Raw genomic sequence first — 19,432 nt, 5'->3', positions numbered from 1 at the left:
TTGACGGGTCTAAGTGGGTTTGTGCAAATATAGCAATAAGGCATTAGGATAAAGCCATGAACGAAAAACAAATGACTTTTGAGACAGCAACCCTGGGCGGCGGCTGCTTTTGGTGCCTAGAGGCGGTTTATCAGCAGGTGCGCGGAGTACATTCGGTTGTTTCTGGCTATGCAGGTGGTCACGACACAAACCCAAACTATGAAGCCGTATGCTCGGAAACTACTGGCCATGCCGAAGTTGTGCAAATCCAGTTTGATCCGGCGATCGTTTCTTATCGGGAAATCCTCACCATCTTTTTTGTGATTCACGACCCCACCACCCTCAATTACCAGGGTCATGATTTGGGCGCGCGTTACCGCTCGGTTATCTTCACGCAATCCGATGCACAAATGGCAACGGCACAAGCGATGGTCGCAGAATTGGGCGATGAAAAAATCTTTCCAAGACCGATTGTCACCATCATTGCCCCAGCCCCAATTTTTTATCCAGCCGAGGATTACCACCAGAATTATTTTGTTCAGCACCCGGGACAAGGGTATTGCATGGCGGTTGTTGCGCCAAAACTCGCTAAGTTCCGCGCTACCTTAAAAAGCCTGATCAATCCTGCTTTTAACTAAGGTGCTAGTCGTGCAATCGACCAGCCGCTATCGCTGCGGCTATAGCAAATGCGGTCGTGTAAGCGCGAAGGCCTGCCTTGCCAAAATTCAATTTGATTTGGAGTCAGGCGGTAGCCGCCCCAATGCGGTGGGCGAGGCGGGTTATCACCGTGCTCCACTTTAAATTGCCGCTCCTGCTCTTCTAGAAACGCACGACTCGGAATGGCCGCGCTTTGCGGCGATGCCCATGCACCAATGCGTGAAGCTGGAGGCCTAGAATGAAAGTAGCTATCGCTTTCAGCGGCGCTCACGCGCTCAACGGTACCGTTAATGCGCACCTGCCGCTCCAGCTCATGCCAATGAAAGAGTAAGGATGCATGGGGCTGCGCAGCCAGCTCCTTGCCTTTTTGGCTTTCGTAATTGGTGAAGAAGGTAAAACTACCGTGGTCGGCTGCTTTTAATAGGACAATACGGACAGATGGAATGCCGGCTTGATTTGCGGTTGCCAATGCCATTGCATTGGGCTCGGGGCATTGTGCCTGGACTGCTTGCTCGAACCAAGTCTGAAAAAGGCCGAACGGTTCCTGCGGTACGTCTTGCTCAGACAGTTCGCCGCGGGTGTAGTTTTTACGTAATTCAGCAATGGATTCCATGTTTTAAGTATAAAGAGATGCAATGACGATGGAAAACTTTCAAATACCGCCGCCGGATCAGGAGCTGGGATCACCAGATCGCCGTTTTGGTGGGGTCGCCCGTTTGTATGGTGACGCTGCTTTGGCCCAGTTCCAGCAGGCTACGGTTGTGGTTGCAGGTTTGGGCGGCGTTGGTTCCTGGGCTGCTGAAGCCCTCGCACGATCCGCAATTGGCCATTTAGTCTTAATTGATTTTGACCACATCGCCGAAAGTAATACCAATCGCCAGTTGCACGCCCTTGATGGTGAGTATGGCAAGGCCAAAGTGGATGCGATGGCGCAGCGTATTACCCAAATCAATCCCCAAATCCAACTGACCTGCCACGATGCTTTTTTAGAGCCCGATACGCTCGATGAATTGATACCAAGGGGCGCCATCGTGCTAGATGCAACCGATTCAGTGCCAGTCAAAATTGCGCTTGCTGCGTGGAGTGTGGCGAATCAACGTTTACTCGTGATGTGCGGAGCCTCTGGCGGTAAAGCAGACCCGACCCAACTGCGCTGCGCTGATTTATCAAAAACAGAGCAAGATGCACTTCTTGCTAAGGTGCGTGTTGGGCTGCGAACCGATCATGGCTTCTCGCGGGATTTAAAAAAGAAGATGGGCATTCGGGCGGTGTATTCAAAAGAACCCCGCGCCGGTGCTGCTACCGGGGGTTTGGCGTGCTCTGGCTATGGCTCTGCGGTAACCGTTACAGCAGCAGCCGGTTTGGTTGCTGCTGCTGAAGTTCTCTCTTTGATTCGGATGCAGCATAGCGTCTCCGGCTAAATCAATTTCATTTCATTCCCAAAGAGCGCAAACAAGCCTAGGGAATGCCCTGTAAGAAATTTCGTATTTTGTTGTAGGAAGCAATATTTATTTTGCTATCCATCTCCTGATTTCAGGGCCCTCCCTTTTTATTCCTTTGACATTTTTTTAGCTTTGCATATTTAATGAATTTTTAAGGGCTAGTGCTGCGCCCAACTCCTGCCTAGACTTCGTTGCGTTGGTACATGACCAACATCAAAACGAAAAGGAGGTTTCTCTTGCAGACAGAACAAACGGGCTTAAAACGCCATCTGAAAGTACGGCACATTCGCCTCATGGCATTGGGTTCAACCATTGGCGTTGGACTTTTTCTGGGCTCCGCTAGCGCGATTCAACTCGCAGGCCCTTCGATTCTCTTGGGGTATTTATTGGCCGGGATTGTGGCCTTCATTGTGCTGCGCACCCTGGGTGAGATGGCAGTACATGAGCCCGTTGCTGGCTCCTTCGCTGCCTATGCAAATTCTTATGTAGGACCCCTTGCGGGATACATGGTGGGCTGGGGCTATTGGACCTATTGGATTGTGGTGAGTATTGCAGAGGTGACTGCCGTCGGCATTTACATGGGTATTTGGTTTCCGGATATGCCGCAATGGGTCTGGGCGCTTTCATCGATTATTTTGATGGGACTCATCAACATGATTGCGGTTCGGCTGTTTGGGGAATTTGAGTTTTGGTTCTCTTTAATTAAAGTCGTCGCCATCATTGCCTTGATTGCGATGGGAGCCGCAGTTGTGTTCTTTGGTTTTACCAATGACTGGGTGCCACTGGGTTTTGATAACTTGTGGATTCATGGCGGCTTCTTTCCGAATGGAATTGGCGGTCTGTTGATGTCCTTGCAGATGGTCCTCTTTGCCTACGTTGGGATTGAAATGATTGGCCTCTCCGCTGGCGAAGCAGAGAATCCCAAGAAAACCATTCCGATGGCAATTGACTCGCTCGCATGGCGAATCTTGATCTTTTACATGGGCGCCATCTTGGTTATTTTGGCGATCTTCCCGTGGAATGAGGTAGGCCAACAGGGAAGTCCATTTGTGGTGATGTTTGAGCGCTTGGGTTTGCGCGAAGCCGCTGGCATTGTGAACTTTGTAGTGATTACGGCAGCGCTGTCTTCATGCAATGCTGGCATTTTTAGTGGCGGACGTTTGCTATATTCGCTGTCCATCAATGGCTATGCCCCCGAAAAGTTTGCCCATCTTTCCGAGAATGGCGTGCCGCACCGTGCTGTGATGGCCGCTGTCATGGTGCCGATGGTTGGCGTTGTATTGAACTACTTTGTACCCGATAAGGCATTCCAGTATGTGATGGCAGCAGTGACCTTTATCGGACTGATGGTTTGGATTGCCATTCTGTATACCCAAATGCGTTTCAGAAAATCGCTTACTTCAGCGCAAGCTGAGAGTCTTAGTTATCGCACGCCATGGTGGCCTTACTCCTCCTGGTTTGCTCTAGCCTTCATTGCACTCGTCATTGTCTTGATGGGGCTTCATGAGGATGCACGCGCCGCCTTGATTTTGGGTCCGTGCTTATTGGTGGTCTATGTCGCTATGTATTACGTCTTAGGCCTGCATCGTAAAAACAAACTGAAATAAGGAGCATCACATGATTATTGGCGTACCAACCGAAGTAAAAGACAACGAATTTCGGGTCGGCTTGACCCCAGGCAATGTCAGTAGCTTAGTGGCCCAGGGTCATGCTGTGTTGATTCAGCGTGGCGCAGGTCAGCAGATTGGTCTGACGGATGAACTCTATCGCTCTGCTGGCGCCTCTTTAGTCGAGAGCGCAACCGAAGTGTATGCAAAATCCCAATTGGTTGTAAAAGTAAAAGAGCCGCAGCCACAAGAATGCGCCATGCTGCGGGAAGATCAAATTCTCTTTACCTACCTTCACCTTGCGCCGGATCCATTGCAAACTAAAGCGCTACTCAGTTCCGGCTCTAGTTGTATTGCGTATGAAACCGTCACCTCGCGCGCTGGCACCTTGCCTTTATTGGCGCCGATGAGCGAAGTGGCGGGGCGGATGTCGATTCAAGCAGCCGCTGCCCAGATGGAAAAGAGCCATGGTGGACCTGGCATCTTGCTAGCTGGCATTCCGGGGGTGGCAGCAGCGAAGGTAGTTATTCTCGGCGCGGGGGTAGTGGGTCGAAACGCATTGCAGATGGCGGTTGGTATTGGCGCAGATGTCTGCATCATCGATAAAGACCTCGATCGTTTGCGTCAAATCGATGCTGCTTATGGCAATCGCGTGCGCACCTACTATTCCGATCCGTTGTCGATCGAGCGTGAGGTGTATGCAGCTGATGTCGTGATTGGTGCAGTACTCCTACCAGGCGGTGCGGCGCCGAAATTGGTCAGTGCCAGTATGGTGGCCAAGATGAAGCCAGGAGCGGTTGTGGTGGATGTTGCAATTGATCAGGGCGGCTGCTTTGAAACATCACGACCAACGACGCATAGTGATCCGAGTTATTTGGTCGATGGCGTAATTCATTACTGTGTCGCCAATATGCCAGGTGCGGTAGCTCGTACGTCGACCTTTGGTTTAACCAATGCAACTTATCCGTTTGTAGAGGCTTTAGCAAACAGGGGGTTAGTCGCTGCACTGAACCACGATGTGCATTTGCGCAATGGCCTGAATGTGCATCGTGGCCAGTTGGCTTCAGAGCCAGTTGCCAGTGCTCAACAGCTGGATTTTGTTCCAGCAGTTGAGTTATTAGCGGCGTAATACAGAGTAATTAGTAACGCGAAGACAGCGGCTTAGCTCAGGTCAGTAATAAGCGAAGCCAATGTCTCGTGTGGCAAGGTTTTAACGTGCATGGGGTACTCTTTGTGATCGCAACCCACCATCATTTGCGCACCTGCTTTGAGGGCTTTAATCATGTCGGGCGTAAGCTCAAAGCGCATGAAATGCACTGCCGATGTTTTTTCCGCAGTCGAGCGCTCCAGATCCTCATCGGCTAAGGCGTAAACGCGCGGCTGACCTTCAACTTCGATAAAGATCTTGTCTTCAATACCAACTAGCTTCGCTAAGGCAACCTTGCGATCACCTTCATTGGGGTACTCGAGCATCATGGTGGCTTTGAAGTTGGTGCCATCCGGTACGAGTGGATTGTAGGCATCGAGTTCATCTTGAATGCCTTCTTCTTCAAAGGTTTTCTCAACACGTAGCATCTCTTGAATCTGATAACGCATTAAGAATTCGTTTTCAAAAATCATGGTGAGGTGCTCGCCCAAATGGACGGTGCGAATACGGCGTTCTTGAATTGCCTTCTCCCGAATTTCTGGGCGATCCTTGTGGTACGCCTCCAAACTTAAGAGGCTATCGCGGGTAATTTTTGCCATGGTACTTGTATTCCTATATTCAGTATGTATTCAATCGATCGGTTTAGAGACCGTAGGCTTTTGCCATTAAGGTGAGGGGATGCGCCATCGCTGACTTGGGCAGGCCTAGCTCCTCCATGCCTTGCGCAATGTGGTGACCAGCGAGCTGGCAATCGGAGCTGATGTAATCAGGCTCATTCTCGGCCATGCCCTTAAATACAGGCTTGCCAATCTTCATGGCCATCGCATGGAACTCTTTCTTCACGCCCCAGGTGCCCGAGTGACCTGAGCAACGCTCGACCACATTCACTTCGGTGCCCGGAATCATCTTAAGTGCTTCAGCGGTCTTTTGCCCGACGTTTTGTACGCGCGAGTGGCAGGCAACGTGGTAGCTCACATGACCTAATTCAGTTTTGTAATCGGTCTTGAGTAAACCATCGGAGTTACGTGCAACTAAATACTCAAATGGATCCCACATGGCTTGCTTGACCAACTGAACATCCGCATCATCCGGGAACATCAGTGGCAACTCTTGCTTGAACATCAAGGTGCACGATGGAATTGGGGTCAAGATGGCATACCCTTCTTTTGCTAATTTAGCCAACTTCGGAATGTTCTTGTTCTTGTTTTCTTCAACCGACTCCAAGTCACCTAATTCCAATTTCGGCATACCGCAGCAGGCTTCTTTATCGACCAGCTCATACGGAATTTGGTTGTGTTGCAGAATTTTGATCAAGTCTTGACCAATGCCCGGCTCGTTGTAGTTCACATAGCAGGTTGCATAAATTGCCACTTTGCCTGGCGTCTTGTTGCCATCTTTGACGGGGAATGCAGTGGATTTCTCGGCCAGTTGCGGGAAGGTCTTTGGTGCATATTCTGGAATCCATGCCTTCTTGTCCACACCCAGTGCACCTTCCATCACCAAACGGGCAACCCCGGTTTGGTTCACGGCATTGACGGCTTGCGTGACGATCGGAATGCCAGCAAAGTGACCCAGCTTGTCCGTGGATGACAAGAGCTTATCGCGGAAGGTGGTTTTATCTTCTTTGAAGGCAACGGCTTTGGCGCGCAACATCATGTGTGGAAAATCCAAGTTCCAAGGGTGTGGTGGGACGTAGGGGCACTTGGTCATGTAGCAGACGTCGCATAAATAACATTGGTCGACAACTGCCTGGTAGTCTGCCTTTTGCACTTGCTCAACTTCGCCATCTTCAGTGGCGTCGATCAGGTCAAAGAGAGTAGGGAAGGATCCGCACAAGCTTAAGCAACGACGGCAGCCATGGCATAAATCGAATACCCGCTCCATTTCGGCCTCGAGGTTCTCGCGGTCATAAAACTCTGGATTTTTCCAGTCCAAGGGGTGCCGGGTTGGGGCCTCTAAACTACCTTCGCGTGTACTCATTTACTTCCTCATTTATATTGATTGGTCTTACTGGTAAGTTGCTATGCTTACCGCTGGTATTTGGGATTACCCTTAGTTTAGGGGCTTGTTGCTCAATAGCCAAATTGTATTAATTAAGGTTATCGATAGAATTTAACTAAATAATTGGACTGAATGGACTTTTCTGCTGTATTTCTCTCTACCGGGGTGGTTGCACTTGCTGAAATGGGGGATAAAACCCAGCTTTTATCCTTAATGCTCGCGGCACGCTACCCCCGCCAAGCCTTGCCGATTATTGCTGGGATTCTCGCGGCCACATTGGCCAATCATGCCTGCGCGGCTTATTTCGGGCATTTAATTGCCGCTTTTTTAAGCCCCGATGCTATGCGCTGGATTTTGGGTGTGGGCTTTTTGGCGATTGGCTTCTGGCTGATAATTCCGGATCGCCTGGATGATGCGGGGGGTACCCGGGTTAAAAATGCAGCCTGGCCCGTTTTTTTGTTGACTACGAGTTTATTTTTTATGGCGGAGATGGGTGATAAGACCCAAATTGCCACCATTGCACTTGGTGCGCGTTACGACGACGTCATTGCCGTCACTATTGGCACCACCCTGGGGATGATGCTTGCCAATGCCCCCGCCGTCTGGATTGGTACTAAATTTACCAAGCGCATTCCAATCAAATGGGTGCATACCGTTGCTGCAGTTGTCTTTATCGCGATTGGCATTTTGACGCTGCTCTACGGTTAATGCACTGCGCCACAAGGGCATAAAATCAGAACATGAAAACCGACCTCGCCCATTCCTTTCAGCGCCTTGCGTATTGCCCGCCCCCATTTTTATTTGGGCAGGTGGATTTAGACATCGCCCTTGATCCCGCCAAGACGATTGTGAAAAGTCGCATTGAGGTCTTACCAAATCCCGCCAATCCCTTGGCGCAAGCCTCTTCCCTAATCTTGCAGGGAATTGATCTCGAGTTCATGAGTTTGCGCATCAATGGCACGCCGCACCGCCATTTTGAATTAACGCCCGAGACGCTGACGATTCATTCGCTACCTGGGGATGGGACCGAGCCATTTATTCTGGAAGTGATTTCGATCTGCGTGCCCGAAAAAAATACTTCCCTGATGGGTTTGTATGTATCGAATGGCAATTTTTTTACCCAATGCGAGGCAGAAGGTTTTCGAAAGATCACCTATTTTTTAGATCGCCCCGATGTCATGGCGCGTTACCGCGTTACGTTGCGTGCGATCAAGGTGGACTTTCCTGTATTGCTGGCGAACGGTAACCTGGTTGCTACAGAAGAATTACCCAACGGCTGGCATAGCGCGGTATGGGAAGATCCGTTTCCGAAGCCATCGTATTTGTTTGCTTTGGTTGCAGGGAAATTGGCCTGCATTGAGGAGAGCATTACAACGGGTAGCGGAGCCTCGAAGTTATTGCAGATATGGGTCGAGCCACGGGACTTGCCCAAAACCCGGCATGCCATGGATTCCTTGATTCATTCGATCCGCTGGGATGAGGCACGCTATGGCTTGGAGCTCGATTTGGATCGCTTCATGATTGTTGCCGTGAGTGATTTCAATATGGGGGCGATGGAGAACAAGGGCCTCAATATCTTTAATACCAAGTACGTGCTCGCTCAGCCCGAGACGGCAACCGATACTGATTTTGCCAATATCGAAAGTGTTGTTGCACACGAGTACTTCCACAATTGGACCGGTAATCGGGTTACGTGTCGCGATTGGTTTCAGCTTTCGCTCAAAGAGGGCTTGACGGTTTTTCGGGATCAAGAATTTTCAGCCGATCAGATGGGCAGTGAATCGGGCAGGGCAGTGAAGCGGATTGAGGACGTGCGTTTGTTACGCCAGTTGCAGTTTCCGGAAGATGCGGGTCCGATGGCCCATCCGATTCGCCCCGATGCCTATCAAGAGATTAATAATTTTTACACCGTCACCGTCTATGAAAAAGGTGCTGAGGTAGTACGCATGTATCAAACCCTTTTGGGAGTCGAGGGCTTTCGCAAGGGGATGGATTTGTACTTTGCACGCCACGATGGTCAGGCAGTCACCTGCGATGATTTTCGAATGGCGATGGCCGATGCCAATGGCAGAGACCTGAGTCAATTTCAGCATTGGTATAGCCAGGCAGGTACACCGCGGGTTCGGGTGCAAACCCATTTCGACGACAAGCTCCAGCGATATACGCTGACCTTAAGTCAGTCCTGCCCAGATACCCCAGGCCAGAAGGATAAAAAGCCGTTTCACATTCCACTGCGAACCCAGCTTGTCTTTGCCAATAGCGAATCCGTGGATTCGTCACTGCGTACTGAGCATTTATTGGAGCTAACTGATGTCACCCAGACTTGGGTGTTTGATCACGTACCCAGCGAGCCCGTACTGTCGATTAATCGTGGATTCTCGGCGCCGATTGTGCTGGAGTTTGATCAAAGCGAAGCAGACTTGTTAACTCTCTTTGCCAACGACGACGATGCTTTCAATCGCTGGGAAGCGGGGCAGAAGTTAGCCATGCAAGTGATATTGGCTGGACGTACTCCAGACGAGGCCTTGCTCCAAACCTACCGGTTGATTTTGCAAGATCCTAAGTTAGATCCAGCATTTAAAGAATTGGCTCTGACACTGCCAGCCGAGACCTATTTATATGAGCAGTGCGCTAGTGTTGATCCACAAATGATCTATGCTAATCGCAAGGCATATCGGGAGGCGCTTGCGCAGCAGTTACTGCCACAATGGCAGCACTTGTATGCAGCAATGCAAACGCCTGGTACGTTTGAGCCAGATGCAGTGAGTGCAGGTAAGCGCGGCTTAAAGAACCTCGCCTTAGGAATGCTCTTGATTGCTAATCCAGAGGCGTGGGCCGGCCCAGCCCAGCAGCAATACAGTCTGGCAAACAATATGACGGATCGCTACGCCGCGTTAGCTCATTTGGTTCAAAACAATGTGCCGGAAAGCATCGCCTGTTTAGCTGATTTTTATGAGCGCTTTGCCGATGACCCATTGGTCGTTGATAAATGGTTCGGACTGCAAGCCACCTGCCCACCCACACCAGATAATCCTGCCGCAAGTCTTGAGCGCGTTACTGCGTTGCTCGCGCACCCGGCGTTTTCATTCACGAACCCCAATCGGGTGCGTAGCGTGATTCACTCCTACTGTATGGGTAACCCCGCCGGATTTCATATGCGGGATGGGCGCGGTTATCAGTTTTGGGCGGAGATGGTGCAGAAGCTGGATGCGATTAATCCGCAAATTGCTGCGCGGCTTGCCCGGGCGCTCGACCGCTGGACTGTTTTTGCAGAGCCTTACCAGGAGCAAATGCATGCTGCCTTGGAGGTGGTTGCCGCTTCCAAGACGCTATCGGCTGATGTGCGCGAGGTGATTGTGAAGGCCTTAGGTAGTGCCGAAGCGTAGGACGCGCAAAGTAAAAAAACCGTGCTTGATTTTGAAACAGGCAAAATAAAGCCATTCGGATTGCAAGACCCTATTTGGAGAATGTATTGATCACCCCCATTCCATTAAAGACACCTTTTCGTCAGTACCTTAGCCAGTTGCAATTGCGCGGTACATCAGTTCCGCCGGGGCTGCAGGATTTATTGGTGGCACTGACCAATACGTGCAGGACATTAAGCGATGAGGTTGCGCAAGGTGCACTCATTGGCATATTAGGTTCTGCCGGAACGGGCAATGTCCAGGGCGAGGTGCAGCAAAAATTAGACGTGATCGCCAATGACTTATTGATCGAAGGCGTGCAATCCTGCCAATCTCTAGCTGGCATTGCTTCGGAAGAAATTGAGGATCCGTTGCCAGTGGGCAAGGGGGTAGGCGACTACCTATTGCTCTTTGATCCCTTGGATGGCTCCTCCAATATTGATGTCAACGTATCGATCGGCACTATTTTTTCGATTCTAAAAAAACCCAATCCCAATGCGCCGCTGACGACCGCCGATTTTTTACAGGCAGGTCGAACCCAAGTGGCTGCCGGCTATGTCGTCTATGGCCCCCAAATAACCCTAGCGATTAGTTTGGGTGAGGGTGTGGATTTATTCACGCTGGATGCGGTCTCGGGTGAATTCTTATTGATTAAGCAGGGTGTGCGAATTTCGGAATCGACTAGTGAATTTGCCATCAATATGTCGAATATGCGGCATTGGGCTGCCCCAGTAAAACGCTATGTCGATGAATGTTTGGAGGGCAGTGGCGGCACCCGCAAGAAAGACTTTAATATGCGCTGGATTGCATCGATGGTTGCTGATGTGCATCGAGTACTCTCGCGCGGCGGGGTGTTTATGTATCCCTGGGATCAGCGTGATCCGAAGAAACCAGGAAAGCTGCGTTTGATGTACGAAGCCAACCCAATGGGTTTTTTAGTAGAGCAGGCTGGCGGCGCCGTGATTAATGGCGTGGATACCATCTTGGATTTACAGCCGCAGGGCTTGCACGAGCGCGTATCCGTAATGCTGGGCTCGAAAGAGGAAGTGAATTTACTGCGCCAGTATCACTCCGCAAAGTAAAACAGTTTAGGCTTTGACCTTGCTGGAGAGGTAAGCTAACGCCTCCTCAACCTGGTCAATCAAAATCAGGCATACATCGCCGGGCTCAAGTTGCTCGAGTGCGGTGTCGATGGCTAAGAACTCCCCCCGAATCTCTTGAACGTGTTTTGCTTTGGTAGTGCCAATCAGGCCTTCTTGCAAGAGCTTTAGCACTTCACCATCTTCGCGGCCACGCTGGCATTGGTCTTGATACAAGATAACGTGATCAAACGCATTGCCTAGGATTTTGGTCAAGGCGCGGATGTCATCATCACGGCGATCGCCTGCGCCACTGATCACGACATGGCTGCGCTTAGGTTTCATGGCATGAATGCCATCGACTAAGGCGCGCATGGCATCCGGGTTGTGCCCATAGTCGGCCACCACGGTTGCGCCGCGGTGTTGAAATAGATTAAAACGACCTGGTGCAGAATTTGCGTTCGAATCAAACGTTGCCAGTCCAGAACTCACGGCGCTCCAGGGCAATCCAAGGGCCCAGACAGCGCCTACTGAGGCCATGGCATTGTCAATCTGGAAGGGGAGTAAGCCATGATTAGTCATTGGAATACGTTTGACTGGAATACGGTGGATTTCCTCGGTCCCTTTGGCGGCAACAATGTCGGTCCCGTCAAAAAATACAACGCGTTTATCTTGAGCGCGGTGTGCCACGATCACGGGGTGGGTTGGGTCATAGGAGAAGAAGGTAATGTCGCCCGGGCAGCTCTCCCGCATTTTCACTACATATGGGTCCATTGCATTGAGAACCGCAACCCCGGTAGCGGAAACATTTTGCACAATCACTCGCTTCACAGTCGCTAAGTCATCAACACTGTGAATAAAATTCATTCCTAAGTGATCGCCTTCACCAATATTGGTTACTACCGCTACGTCGCAACGATCAAACCCTAATCCTTCACGCAAAATACCGCCACGCGCAGTTTCAAGCACAGCTGCGTCGACATCGGGATGCATTAAGACATTGCGGGCGCTCTTGGGGCCGCTGCAATCACCCGTATCAATTCGTCGGCCTTCGATATAAACACCATCGGTGGTGGTCATGCCAATACGCAGACCAGTCTCATGAATTAGGTGGGCAATCAAACGAACCGTAGTGGTTTTTCCGTTGGTGCCAGTTACTGCCACCGTTGGAATGCGACCATTGTCACCGCCCGGGAACATCATGTTGATAATGTGCTCGCCGACGGGGCGACCTTTGCCATAAGATGGTTGCAAATGCATCCGTAAGCCCGGTGCTGCATTCACTTCAACAATGCCGCCACCTTGAGCCTCTAAGGGCTTATAAATTGCCTCGCACAGAATATCCACGCCGGCAATATCGAGTCCAATCATCTGTGCCGCAGCGACCGCGCTCGCTGCCACATCGGGGTGGACATCTTCGGTGACATCGGTTGCGGTACCGCCCGTACTTAAATTGGCGTTATTGCGTAACAGAATGCGCTCACCTATTTTAGGTATGTAGGCAATATCTAAATTCACTGCAGCCAATGTCGCAATTGCAATCGCATCTAAACGAATCTTAGTTAATGCAGTAGCGTGACCATCCCCGCGTAAGGGGTTTTTGTTTTCGAGGGCAACCAATTGCTCAATCGTATGAATGCCATCACCAATCACTTGGGCCGGCTCACGCCTTGCCGCTGCAACCAGCTGATTGCCTACCACCAGCAAGCGGTAATCTTGGCCCGGTAAGTAGCGCTCAACAATGGTTTGGCTGCCATACGCTTGGGTTCCCTCAAAAGCAGCGCGCACTTGCTCTTCGCTGCGAATGTTGGCAACCACACCTTTACCTTGATTGCCGTCTTTGGGCTTTAATACGACTGGCCCATCAATCGCTTGGGCTGCGCGCCAGGCCTCATCGGCACTGGTCACTACTTCGCCGTGGGGAACGGACACTCCGGCAGCATGCAGCAAGTTTTTAGTGAGCTCCTTGTCTTGCGCAATGGATTCAGCAATCGCGCTGGTATCGCTGGTCTCAGCAGCTTGAATGCGTTTTTGTTTACTGCCCCAACCAAACTGAACCATACTCCCTTCAGTCATACGCCGATATGGAATTTGGTGCGCGATGGCGGCATCAACGATTGAGCCAGTGCTTGGTCCCAAACGAACTTCTTCATACAAGGAAGCTAACTCATGCAAGGCGGTTGCGAGATCAAACGGCGCCTCATCCCGAGCGGCCTGTATTAAGGCGAGAGCAAAGTCAAACGCCATTCGACCAACTGCTTCTTCGGTGTACTCGACCACTACCTGGTAAACACCCGCATCGGATGTTGGAATGGTGCGACTGAACGTGACGGGACAACCTGCTTGCGCCTGTAGGTCTAGTGCAGCATGTTCAATCACGTGCGCCAGAGAGACTACCTCGGTTTTGCCACTAAAGCGCATAAAACCAAGTTGGGGAAAACGCTCTCGCAGCTTGACTTCAAAAGCGGGTAGCTGATCAATGGCACGCTCCGAGGGATCACAATCAACAATCGCCTCCAGGGCAGTGTGCCTGCTCCACAAATTGGGCCCACGCAACATGCGAATCCGAGATACTTTCAATTACACCTCTGTCTGGGATGCGCTGGCAGAATAAAACGTTTCTGTACCAGCAAGAATAATGTTAAAAGGAATGCCTAAGGCCCATGCTGTAGCTATCGCCGCAGCGAGATTGATAGACTTCCATTGCGCGCTATCGGGAGTGCTCTTTGGATTTTTGGGTAAGCGTAGCACTTGCTCTTCCCGTCGTGCCGTTTTTAAAACAATCTCTTGGTCACGCACCAGCACGGCACGACCGCCTTGTTTCAAATGATCTTCGATTAAAGGGCTGGCCTCATTGCTGGAGAAGAAAATCACTTCACCATCACATAACTCAGCCATCTTGGCCACTAAGGGATCATCTGCATTAAGAACGGCGGCACCATTGGGCAACACCACATCCACTTGGGTGCGCACGATGCTGTAGAGTTGATCTTCATCGTAGATCGCATATTCTGGAAAGCGGGTGCTCGAATCGATGTTGAGAACGACGCCAACCTGACAGCGGTCATAAGCGAGGCCTTCAATCAGCATCGACAAATGATTATTTTCGATTACCGCTGCCTCAACCGCGCGATTGAGAAGTGTGCGACGGGCGTTCTCCCAATCCGATGGCTTCTCTTTTTTAATGATGCGGTTGCCAAAATAGAGTTGAGTGCCACACGACACACCAACATACTGGTTTGTCAGCCTGAGGAAGTGGCCAACCATTTCAGCGACCAGGGTTTTGCCTTTGGATCCGGCGATGCCAACGAGTGGAATTCTGAAATCGACATTGGCTGGGAAGAGGTGATCGGCAATCGCCTTGCCAACCGGCTGAGGGGTTCCGCTGGCTGGCTTTAAGTGCATTAAGAGGCCAGGACCGGCATTCACTTCGACAATGGCAGCCCCTTGTTCCTCAAACGGCTTACTAATGTCTTGCGCTACTAAGTCGACACCCGCAATTTCAAGCCCAACTACCCGTGCTGCCAATGCAACTTGCCGCGCCACTTCGGGGTGTACCTGATCGGTGACGTCAAAAGCAACGTTGCCATTACTCTGAATAAATACCCGCTGGCCTTCCGCCGGAATCGCCTTTGCGCTGAGTTTTTGCCGAGTCAGTTCAAGCTCAACAGCAGAGTCAACGCGTACCGGATTTAATGGACATTCTTCTGCAGTACCGCGCCGTGGATCTGAATTGATCTGCAGGTTGATTAGCTCAATGACAGTGTGCTTGCCGTCGCCCACAATCCAAACGGTTTCCCCTTTGGCTGCAGCAACGACCTGATTGCCTACTACGAGAAGACGATGCTCATCACCCAAAATATGGCGCTCGACTAATACGGCGCTACCTTCCTGCACCGCAACGGCGTAGGCTGCTTCCACTTCCTCTTGGGTGTAGAGATTAATGAAGACGCCCCGGCCATGATTGCCATCAATCGGCTTGACTACCACCGGTAAGCCAATGTCTTCTGCTGCATCCCAGGCGTCTAGTGCGGTCGCGACAATGCGCCCTTCGGGTGTAGGTAATCCTGCGCTATTCAATAAACTTTTGGTGAGGTCTTTATCGCGCGATACACTTTCTGCGATGGCGCTAGTGCGATCAGTTTCTGCTGTCCAAATGCGGCGCTGTTTTGCGCCGTAACCCAGCTGAACCAGGTTGCCGCTCGATAAACGAATCCATGGAACACCTTTTTCCTCTGCGGCATAAACAATGCTCGCTGTGCTCGGGCCAAGTAAGAGGTCGTCGCCGACGTCACGTAACTGCTCAACCAATTGCTTTAAAAGAATCGAAGCATCCTGCGTATCTTGCGCTAGCGCTAAGTAGAGGTCGCGCGCGTACTCCAAGGCAGTCAAGGTTACTTTTTCATTGATTGCGCTGACAATCACCTTATAGACGCCACGGCGATCACCATCGCGGGCTTTACCAAAGCCGCCAGGGATGCCGGCCATGTTTTGCAGCTCCAGGGTAAGGTGCTCGAGGATGTGGGCAGGCCAAGTGCCTTCCTGAATCCGTTTTAAAAACCCACCATGCTCGCCATAGCTACAGCGGTGCTCCACTAAGGCGGGCATGCACGCCACTAGCCGCTCATAAAACCCGGGGATGAGGTTGGATGGGTAGTCTTCTAAATCGCCAATGTCGACCCAAACCTCGATCACCGGGTGGTAGGTCCACATATTGGGGCCACGGAGATGCTTGACGCTCAGGATCTCAATGGTTTTATCGAGTAATTGGGGCATAAAAACGGGATATTTTCACTTCGGGCTAGGTTGCGCTTCGCAGCATCGGATGGGCAGAGAGTGGGGCTTGATTCAGGGCGATGGCCAAAGGAAAAAGGGTTAGAAGTGAAAAGAATGACAGATTCATGCTTAAACGCCGCATCAGCTCCATAAGTTGACAAATTCAATAAATTGAAAAGATCTGCGCTCCACTATACTTTGACTACCCATGGAACCCGATTTTTCCGCACTTTCGCCGCCGCTTCCAGCGCATTGGCAAGATAGCTTGGCGGCCCAATCGCTCCCAGCATTACAGCCCTTGTCGCCCCGAGCCTGGATCGAGCTCGATCTGGATGCAGGCCTACGTTTTAATAAATCGCTCCTGCTAATTAATGGCGATTTTCTGGTGTGGGTTAATGGCACGCAGTGTCAAACATGGCCCATTCAAGCCGGACTGGATTTAAGTCATTCAGACCATGCTGGCGTAGGTTGCTTGCGTTTACAGCAGAGCGATACCTTGCTTGCGCTATGGCACTACACCCTCGCCGTTAATCCCCAAGTGCTTCGCTTGCAGGCTGCCTTTCAGAATGAGCAACACGCATCACAAATGCCAGTGGGCTTCCTTAGCGATGACGATCTCTTAGACGATAAGCCACCTTCCACCTGGACCTTATTTAAGTTGTGGCGTTTTGCGAAGCCATATAAAAAAGAGTTGTTTTTTGGATTAATTCTGACCTTAGCGTCAACAGGCGCAACCCTAGTGCCCCCATACCTGACGATGCCGCTGATGGATAACATCTTGATTCCGTATGAGCGCGGTCAGCCCATCGATTTTGATCTCGCGCGCTTGTACTTGGGCGCGCTGCTGGCAGCTGCTTTGCTGGCATGGGGTTTGGGCTGGTGGCGCACGTACTTACTGGCCTTGGTGAGCGAGCGCATTGGTGCGGATCTGCGCAATACCACTTTTGAGCATCTATTAAAACTATCGCTGGAGTATTTTGGCGGTAAACGAACTGGCGATTTGATTGCACGCATCGGCACAGAAACGGATCGGATTTGTGTTTTTCTGTCGCTCTACCTGCTTGATTTTATAACCGATCTGATCATGATCATCATGACTGCCGCTATTTTGGCGTCAATTGATCCGCTGCTCGCCTTGGTGACCTTAGCGCCGCTACCATTCATTGCGTGGATGATTCACGTAGTGCGCGATAAATTACGTTACGGCTTTGAAAAGATCGACCGCATTTGGGGAGAGGTCACCAATGTGCTGACCGACACCATTCCAGGTATTCGGGTAGTGAAGGCCTTCGCCCAAGAAAAGCGTGAACTCAAACGCTTTGTGGATTCCAATCACCATAACTTACAAATCAATGACCGCGTCAATCGCGTCTGGAGTTTGTTTACGCCCACCGTGACCTTGTTAACCGAGGTTGGTCTATTGGTGGTATGGGCGTTTGGTATTTGGCAGGTTGCCAATAACAATGTCTCGGTCGGTGTATTGGTTGCCTTTTTGGCCTATATCGGCCGCTTTTACATTCGCCTCGATACCATGAGTCGTATCGTTTCTCATACGCAAAAGGCGGCTGCTGGTACGAAGCGAATTTTTGATATCTTGGATCACGTCTCCAGCGTACCGGAGCCCGTCAATCCGGCACCACTCGGCCCGATTCAAGGAAAAATTGATTTACGTGGCGTTGGCTTTCGCTACGGCAATCGCGCGGTTACCAAAGGCATTGACTTGCACATTGCGCCTGGCGAAATGATTGGCTTAGTGGGGCATAGTGGCTCCGGAAAAAGTACCTTAGTTAATTTAATTTGCCGATTCTATGATGTGAGTGAAGGCTCCATTACATTGGATGGGCGTGATGTTCGCAGCATTGGCATCGCCGATTACCGCAAGTGCATTGGCCTTGTGCTGCAAGAGCCTTTCTTATTTTTTGGGACCATCGCCGATAACATTGCCTATGGCAAGCCCGACGCATCGCGTGAGGAAATCATTGAGGCGGCGAGGGCGGCGCACGCTCATGAGTTTATTTTGCGTTTGCCCCTAGGTTATGACTCGCTCGTGGGTGAGCGCGGCCAGTCCCTCTCGGGCGGCGAGCGCCAACGCATTTCGATTGCACGTGCCCTATTGATTAACCCCAGCATTCTGATTTTGGATGAGGCGACCTCATCGGTTGATACCACCACCGAAAAAGAAATCCAGCGGGCTTTGGATAATTTGGTCAAGGGTCGCACGACGATTGCCATCGCCCACCGCCTCTCTACCTTACGTAAAGCGGATCGCTTGGTGGTATTAGATAAAGGCGAGATTGTGGAGATTGGTTCGCACGATGATCTGATGGAGGCGCAAGGCGCCTATTACCAGTTGTATCAGGCACAAATTCGCCACGCTACCGAATTAGTTGAGGGCGGCGCGATTGGAGAGACACTTGAAAAAGCCTAGCTTGATTCGTGATTCGCTCGGACGCCTTGTCTTTATCGATGATGCCGGCATAGAGCATATCGATGTTCATGCAGTTCGCGCTTTCCCGATTACCGCTCCGAACGCCGGTATCTCGCTGATGGATTCAGCTGGCAAAGAGCTGTTTTGGTTTGCATCCCTTGCAGCGATACCCGAAGAAGATCGTGCGCTGCTGTTGGAGGAACTGGCTGCTCGTGAGTTCATGCCTGTAATAGAGCAAATTAGCAGCGTATCAAGCTACGCTACTCCGAGTATTTGGGTAGTGCAGACGGACCGCGGTGAGACGCGACTGCGCCTCAATGGTGAGGAAAACATTCGCCGCGTTGCTGGCAATACCTTGCTGATATCGGATGCCAATGGCGTGCAGTATTTGGTACGCGATTCAAGTCAATTAAATAAACAAAGCCGCAAACTATTGGATCGTTTTTTATAAGCAACTTTGCCTTCAATGCATCACCCGAGAAGCATGCTTTAAAATAAGAATCTCGCCGGAATAGCTCAGTTGGTAGAGCAGCGCATTCGTAATGCGAAGGTCGGAGGTTCGATTCCTCTTTCCGGCACCACATTGCAGCGCAATAGTTCGCGAACACTACGGGTTTCTACTAGTACTTCTGAAGGCTATCGAGTAGATAGCGTAAGTCCTTAGTGAGATTTTCTTATTTATTGATGGTAATCAAGACTTACCCGGATGAATTGTTTAAAAATCCTGTCTGTGTTGTTGCATATAAAAAAACCAGATTCACAATTGGTAAACCATTCTTCCGGAGGAGCATTCATGAAGCATTCGATTAAACGCACCGCACTGTCCACTGCCATTGTTGTTGGCATGGCTGGCTTTGCTGCTAGCCCCGCTTTGGCGTGGGAACCTACTAAACCCGTTGAGTTTGTGATTCC

14 protein-coding genes and 1 tRNA gene are annotated in these 19,432 nt (G+C 50.9%); 10 read left to right on the top strand and 5 right to left on the bottom strand.

Annotation, left to right across the window (positions count from 1 at the left end; translation table 11 throughout):
• Positions 1-56: 56 nt before the first annotated feature.
• Positions 57-617, top strand: coding sequence for a peptide-methionine (S)-S-oxide reductase MsrA (msrA, locus tag Q8M75_RS01015; RefSeq protein WP_305485255.1), 561 nt, complete (start codon positions 57-59; stop codon positions 615-617).
• On the opposite strand, the gene pdxH is transcribed toward msrA, so the two are convergent.
• A complete protein-coding gene (gene pdxH, locus Q8M75_RS01010; RefSeq protein ID WP_305485253.1) occupies positions 614-1,249 on the bottom strand; it encodes a pyridoxamine 5'-phosphate oxidase in 636 nt (211 codons plus the stop codon). The genes msrA and pdxH overlap by 4 nt on opposite strands.
• A 22-nt stretch (positions 1,250-1,271) precedes the next feature.
• Here pdxH and Q8M75_RS01005 point away from each other — a divergent pair, with 22 nt between their 5' ends.
• The 3 genes from Q8M75_RS01005 (at position 1,272) to ald (ending at position 4,814) form a co-directional block, all read left to right on the top strand.
• On the top strand, positions 1,272-2,057 hold the full coding sequence (locus Q8M75_RS01005) for a tRNA threonylcarbamoyladenosine dehydratase (RefSeq protein ID WP_305485251.1): 786 nt from the start codon (positions 1,272-1,274) through the stop codon (positions 2,055-2,057).
• Positions 2,058-2,371: 314 nt separating this feature from the next.
• Positions 2,372-3,685, top strand: coding sequence for an amino acid permease (locus tag Q8M75_RS01000; protein WP_305485502.1), 1,314 nt, complete (start codon positions 2,372-2,374; stop codon positions 3,683-3,685).
• A gap of 10 nt (positions 3,686-3,695) precedes the next feature.
• On the top strand, positions 3,696-4,814 hold the full coding sequence (ald, locus tag Q8M75_RS00995; protein WP_305485248.1) for an alanine dehydrogenase: 1,119 nt from the start codon (positions 3,696-3,698) through the stop codon (positions 4,812-4,814).
• A gap of 32 nt (positions 4,815-4,846) precedes the next feature.
• On the opposite strand, the gene Q8M75_RS00990 is transcribed toward ald, so the two are convergent.
• Together Q8M75_RS00990 and Q8M75_RS00985 are read right to left on the bottom strand one after the other, a co-directional pair.
• Positions 4,847-5,431 carry a DUF3501 family protein gene (locus Q8M75_RS00990; RefSeq protein WP_305485246.1) on the bottom strand — a complete coding sequence of 195 codons (585 nt, stop codon included), beginning with the start codon at positions 5,429-5,431 and terminating at the stop codon, positions 4,847-4,849.
• A 43-nt stretch (positions 5,432-5,474) separates the two neighbouring features.
• Positions 5,475-6,812, bottom strand: a complete 1,338-nt coding sequence (locus Q8M75_RS00985) for a heterodisulfide reductase-related iron-sulfur binding cluster (protein WP_305485245.1) — start codon at positions 6,810-6,812, stop codon at positions 5,475-5,477.
• Positions 6,813-6,965: 153 nt separating this feature from the next.
• On the opposite strand from Q8M75_RS00985, the gene Q8M75_RS00980 reads away from it, so the two are divergent.
• The 3 genes from Q8M75_RS00980 to Q8M75_RS00970 all read left to right on the top strand — a co-directional run bounded on the left by Q8M75_RS00980 (position 6,966) and on the right by Q8M75_RS00970 (position 11,319).
• Positions 6,966-7,541: a TMEM165/GDT1 family protein gene (locus Q8M75_RS00980; RefSeq protein WP_305485242.1), complete on the top strand. Its 576-nt coding sequence runs from the start codon at positions 6,966-6,968 to the stop codon at positions 7,539-7,541.
• A gap of 32 nt (positions 7,542-7,573) precedes the next feature.
• Complete coding sequence (gene pepN, locus Q8M75_RS00975) at positions 7,574-10,219, top strand: aminopeptidase N (protein ID WP_305485240.1); 2,646 nt, start codon at positions 7,574-7,576, stop codon at positions 10,217-10,219.
• Between the two features lie 98 nt (positions 10,220-10,317).
• Positions 10,318-11,319, top strand: a complete 1,002-nt coding sequence (locus Q8M75_RS00970; RefSeq protein ID WP_305485501.1) for a class 1 fructose-bisphosphatase — start codon at positions 10,318-10,320, stop codon at positions 11,317-11,319.
• Between the two features lie 6 nt (positions 11,320-11,325).
• Here the strand turns inward: Q8M75_RS00970 and cphA (Q8M75_RS00965) are convergent, their stop codons facing one another.
• The gene (cphA, locus tag Q8M75_RS00965) at positions 11,326-13,896 is read right to left on the bottom strand and encodes a cyanophycin synthetase (protein ID WP_305485237.1); all 2,571 of its coding nucleotides are present in this window, start codon (positions 13,894-13,896) and stop codon (positions 11,326-11,328) included.
• Complete coding sequence (gene cphA / locus Q8M75_RS00960; RefSeq protein WP_305485235.1) at positions 13,897-16,092, bottom strand: cyanophycin synthetase; 2,196 nt, start codon at positions 16,090-16,092, stop codon at positions 13,897-13,899.
• Positions 16,093-16,300: 208 nt separating this feature from the next.
• Between cphA (Q8M75_RS00960) and Q8M75_RS00955 the strand changes: the two genes are divergently transcribed.
• The 3 genes from Q8M75_RS00955 (at position 16,301) to Q8M75_RS00945 (ending at position 19,101) form a co-directional block, all read left to right on the top strand.
• The gene (locus Q8M75_RS00955) at positions 16,301-18,520 is read left to right on the top strand and encodes an ABC transporter ATP-binding protein (RefSeq protein WP_305485232.1); all 2,220 of its coding nucleotides are present in this window, start codon (positions 16,301-16,303) and stop codon (positions 18,518-18,520) included.
• Complete coding sequence (locus tag Q8M75_RS00950) at positions 18,507-18,971, top strand: DUF1854 domain-containing protein (protein ID WP_305485230.1); 465 nt, start codon at positions 18,507-18,509, stop codon at positions 18,969-18,971. The genes Q8M75_RS00955 and Q8M75_RS00950 overlap by 14 nt, the downstream gene beginning before the upstream one ends.
• A 54-nt stretch (positions 18,972-19,025) precedes the next feature.
• Positions 19,026-19,101: transfer RNA gene (locus Q8M75_RS00945), tRNA-Thr, on the top strand.
• The last annotated feature ends 331 nt before the right edge of the window (positions 19,102-19,432 follow it).

It is taken from the genome of Polynucleobacter sp. (assembly GCF_030693775.1).
Lineage (GTDB): Bacteria > Pseudomonadota > Gammaproteobacteria > Burkholderiales > Burkholderiaceae > Polynucleobacter.
Note: the sequence above shows the minus strand (reverse complement) of the source record. Positions and strands in the feature narration are given on the sequence as shown.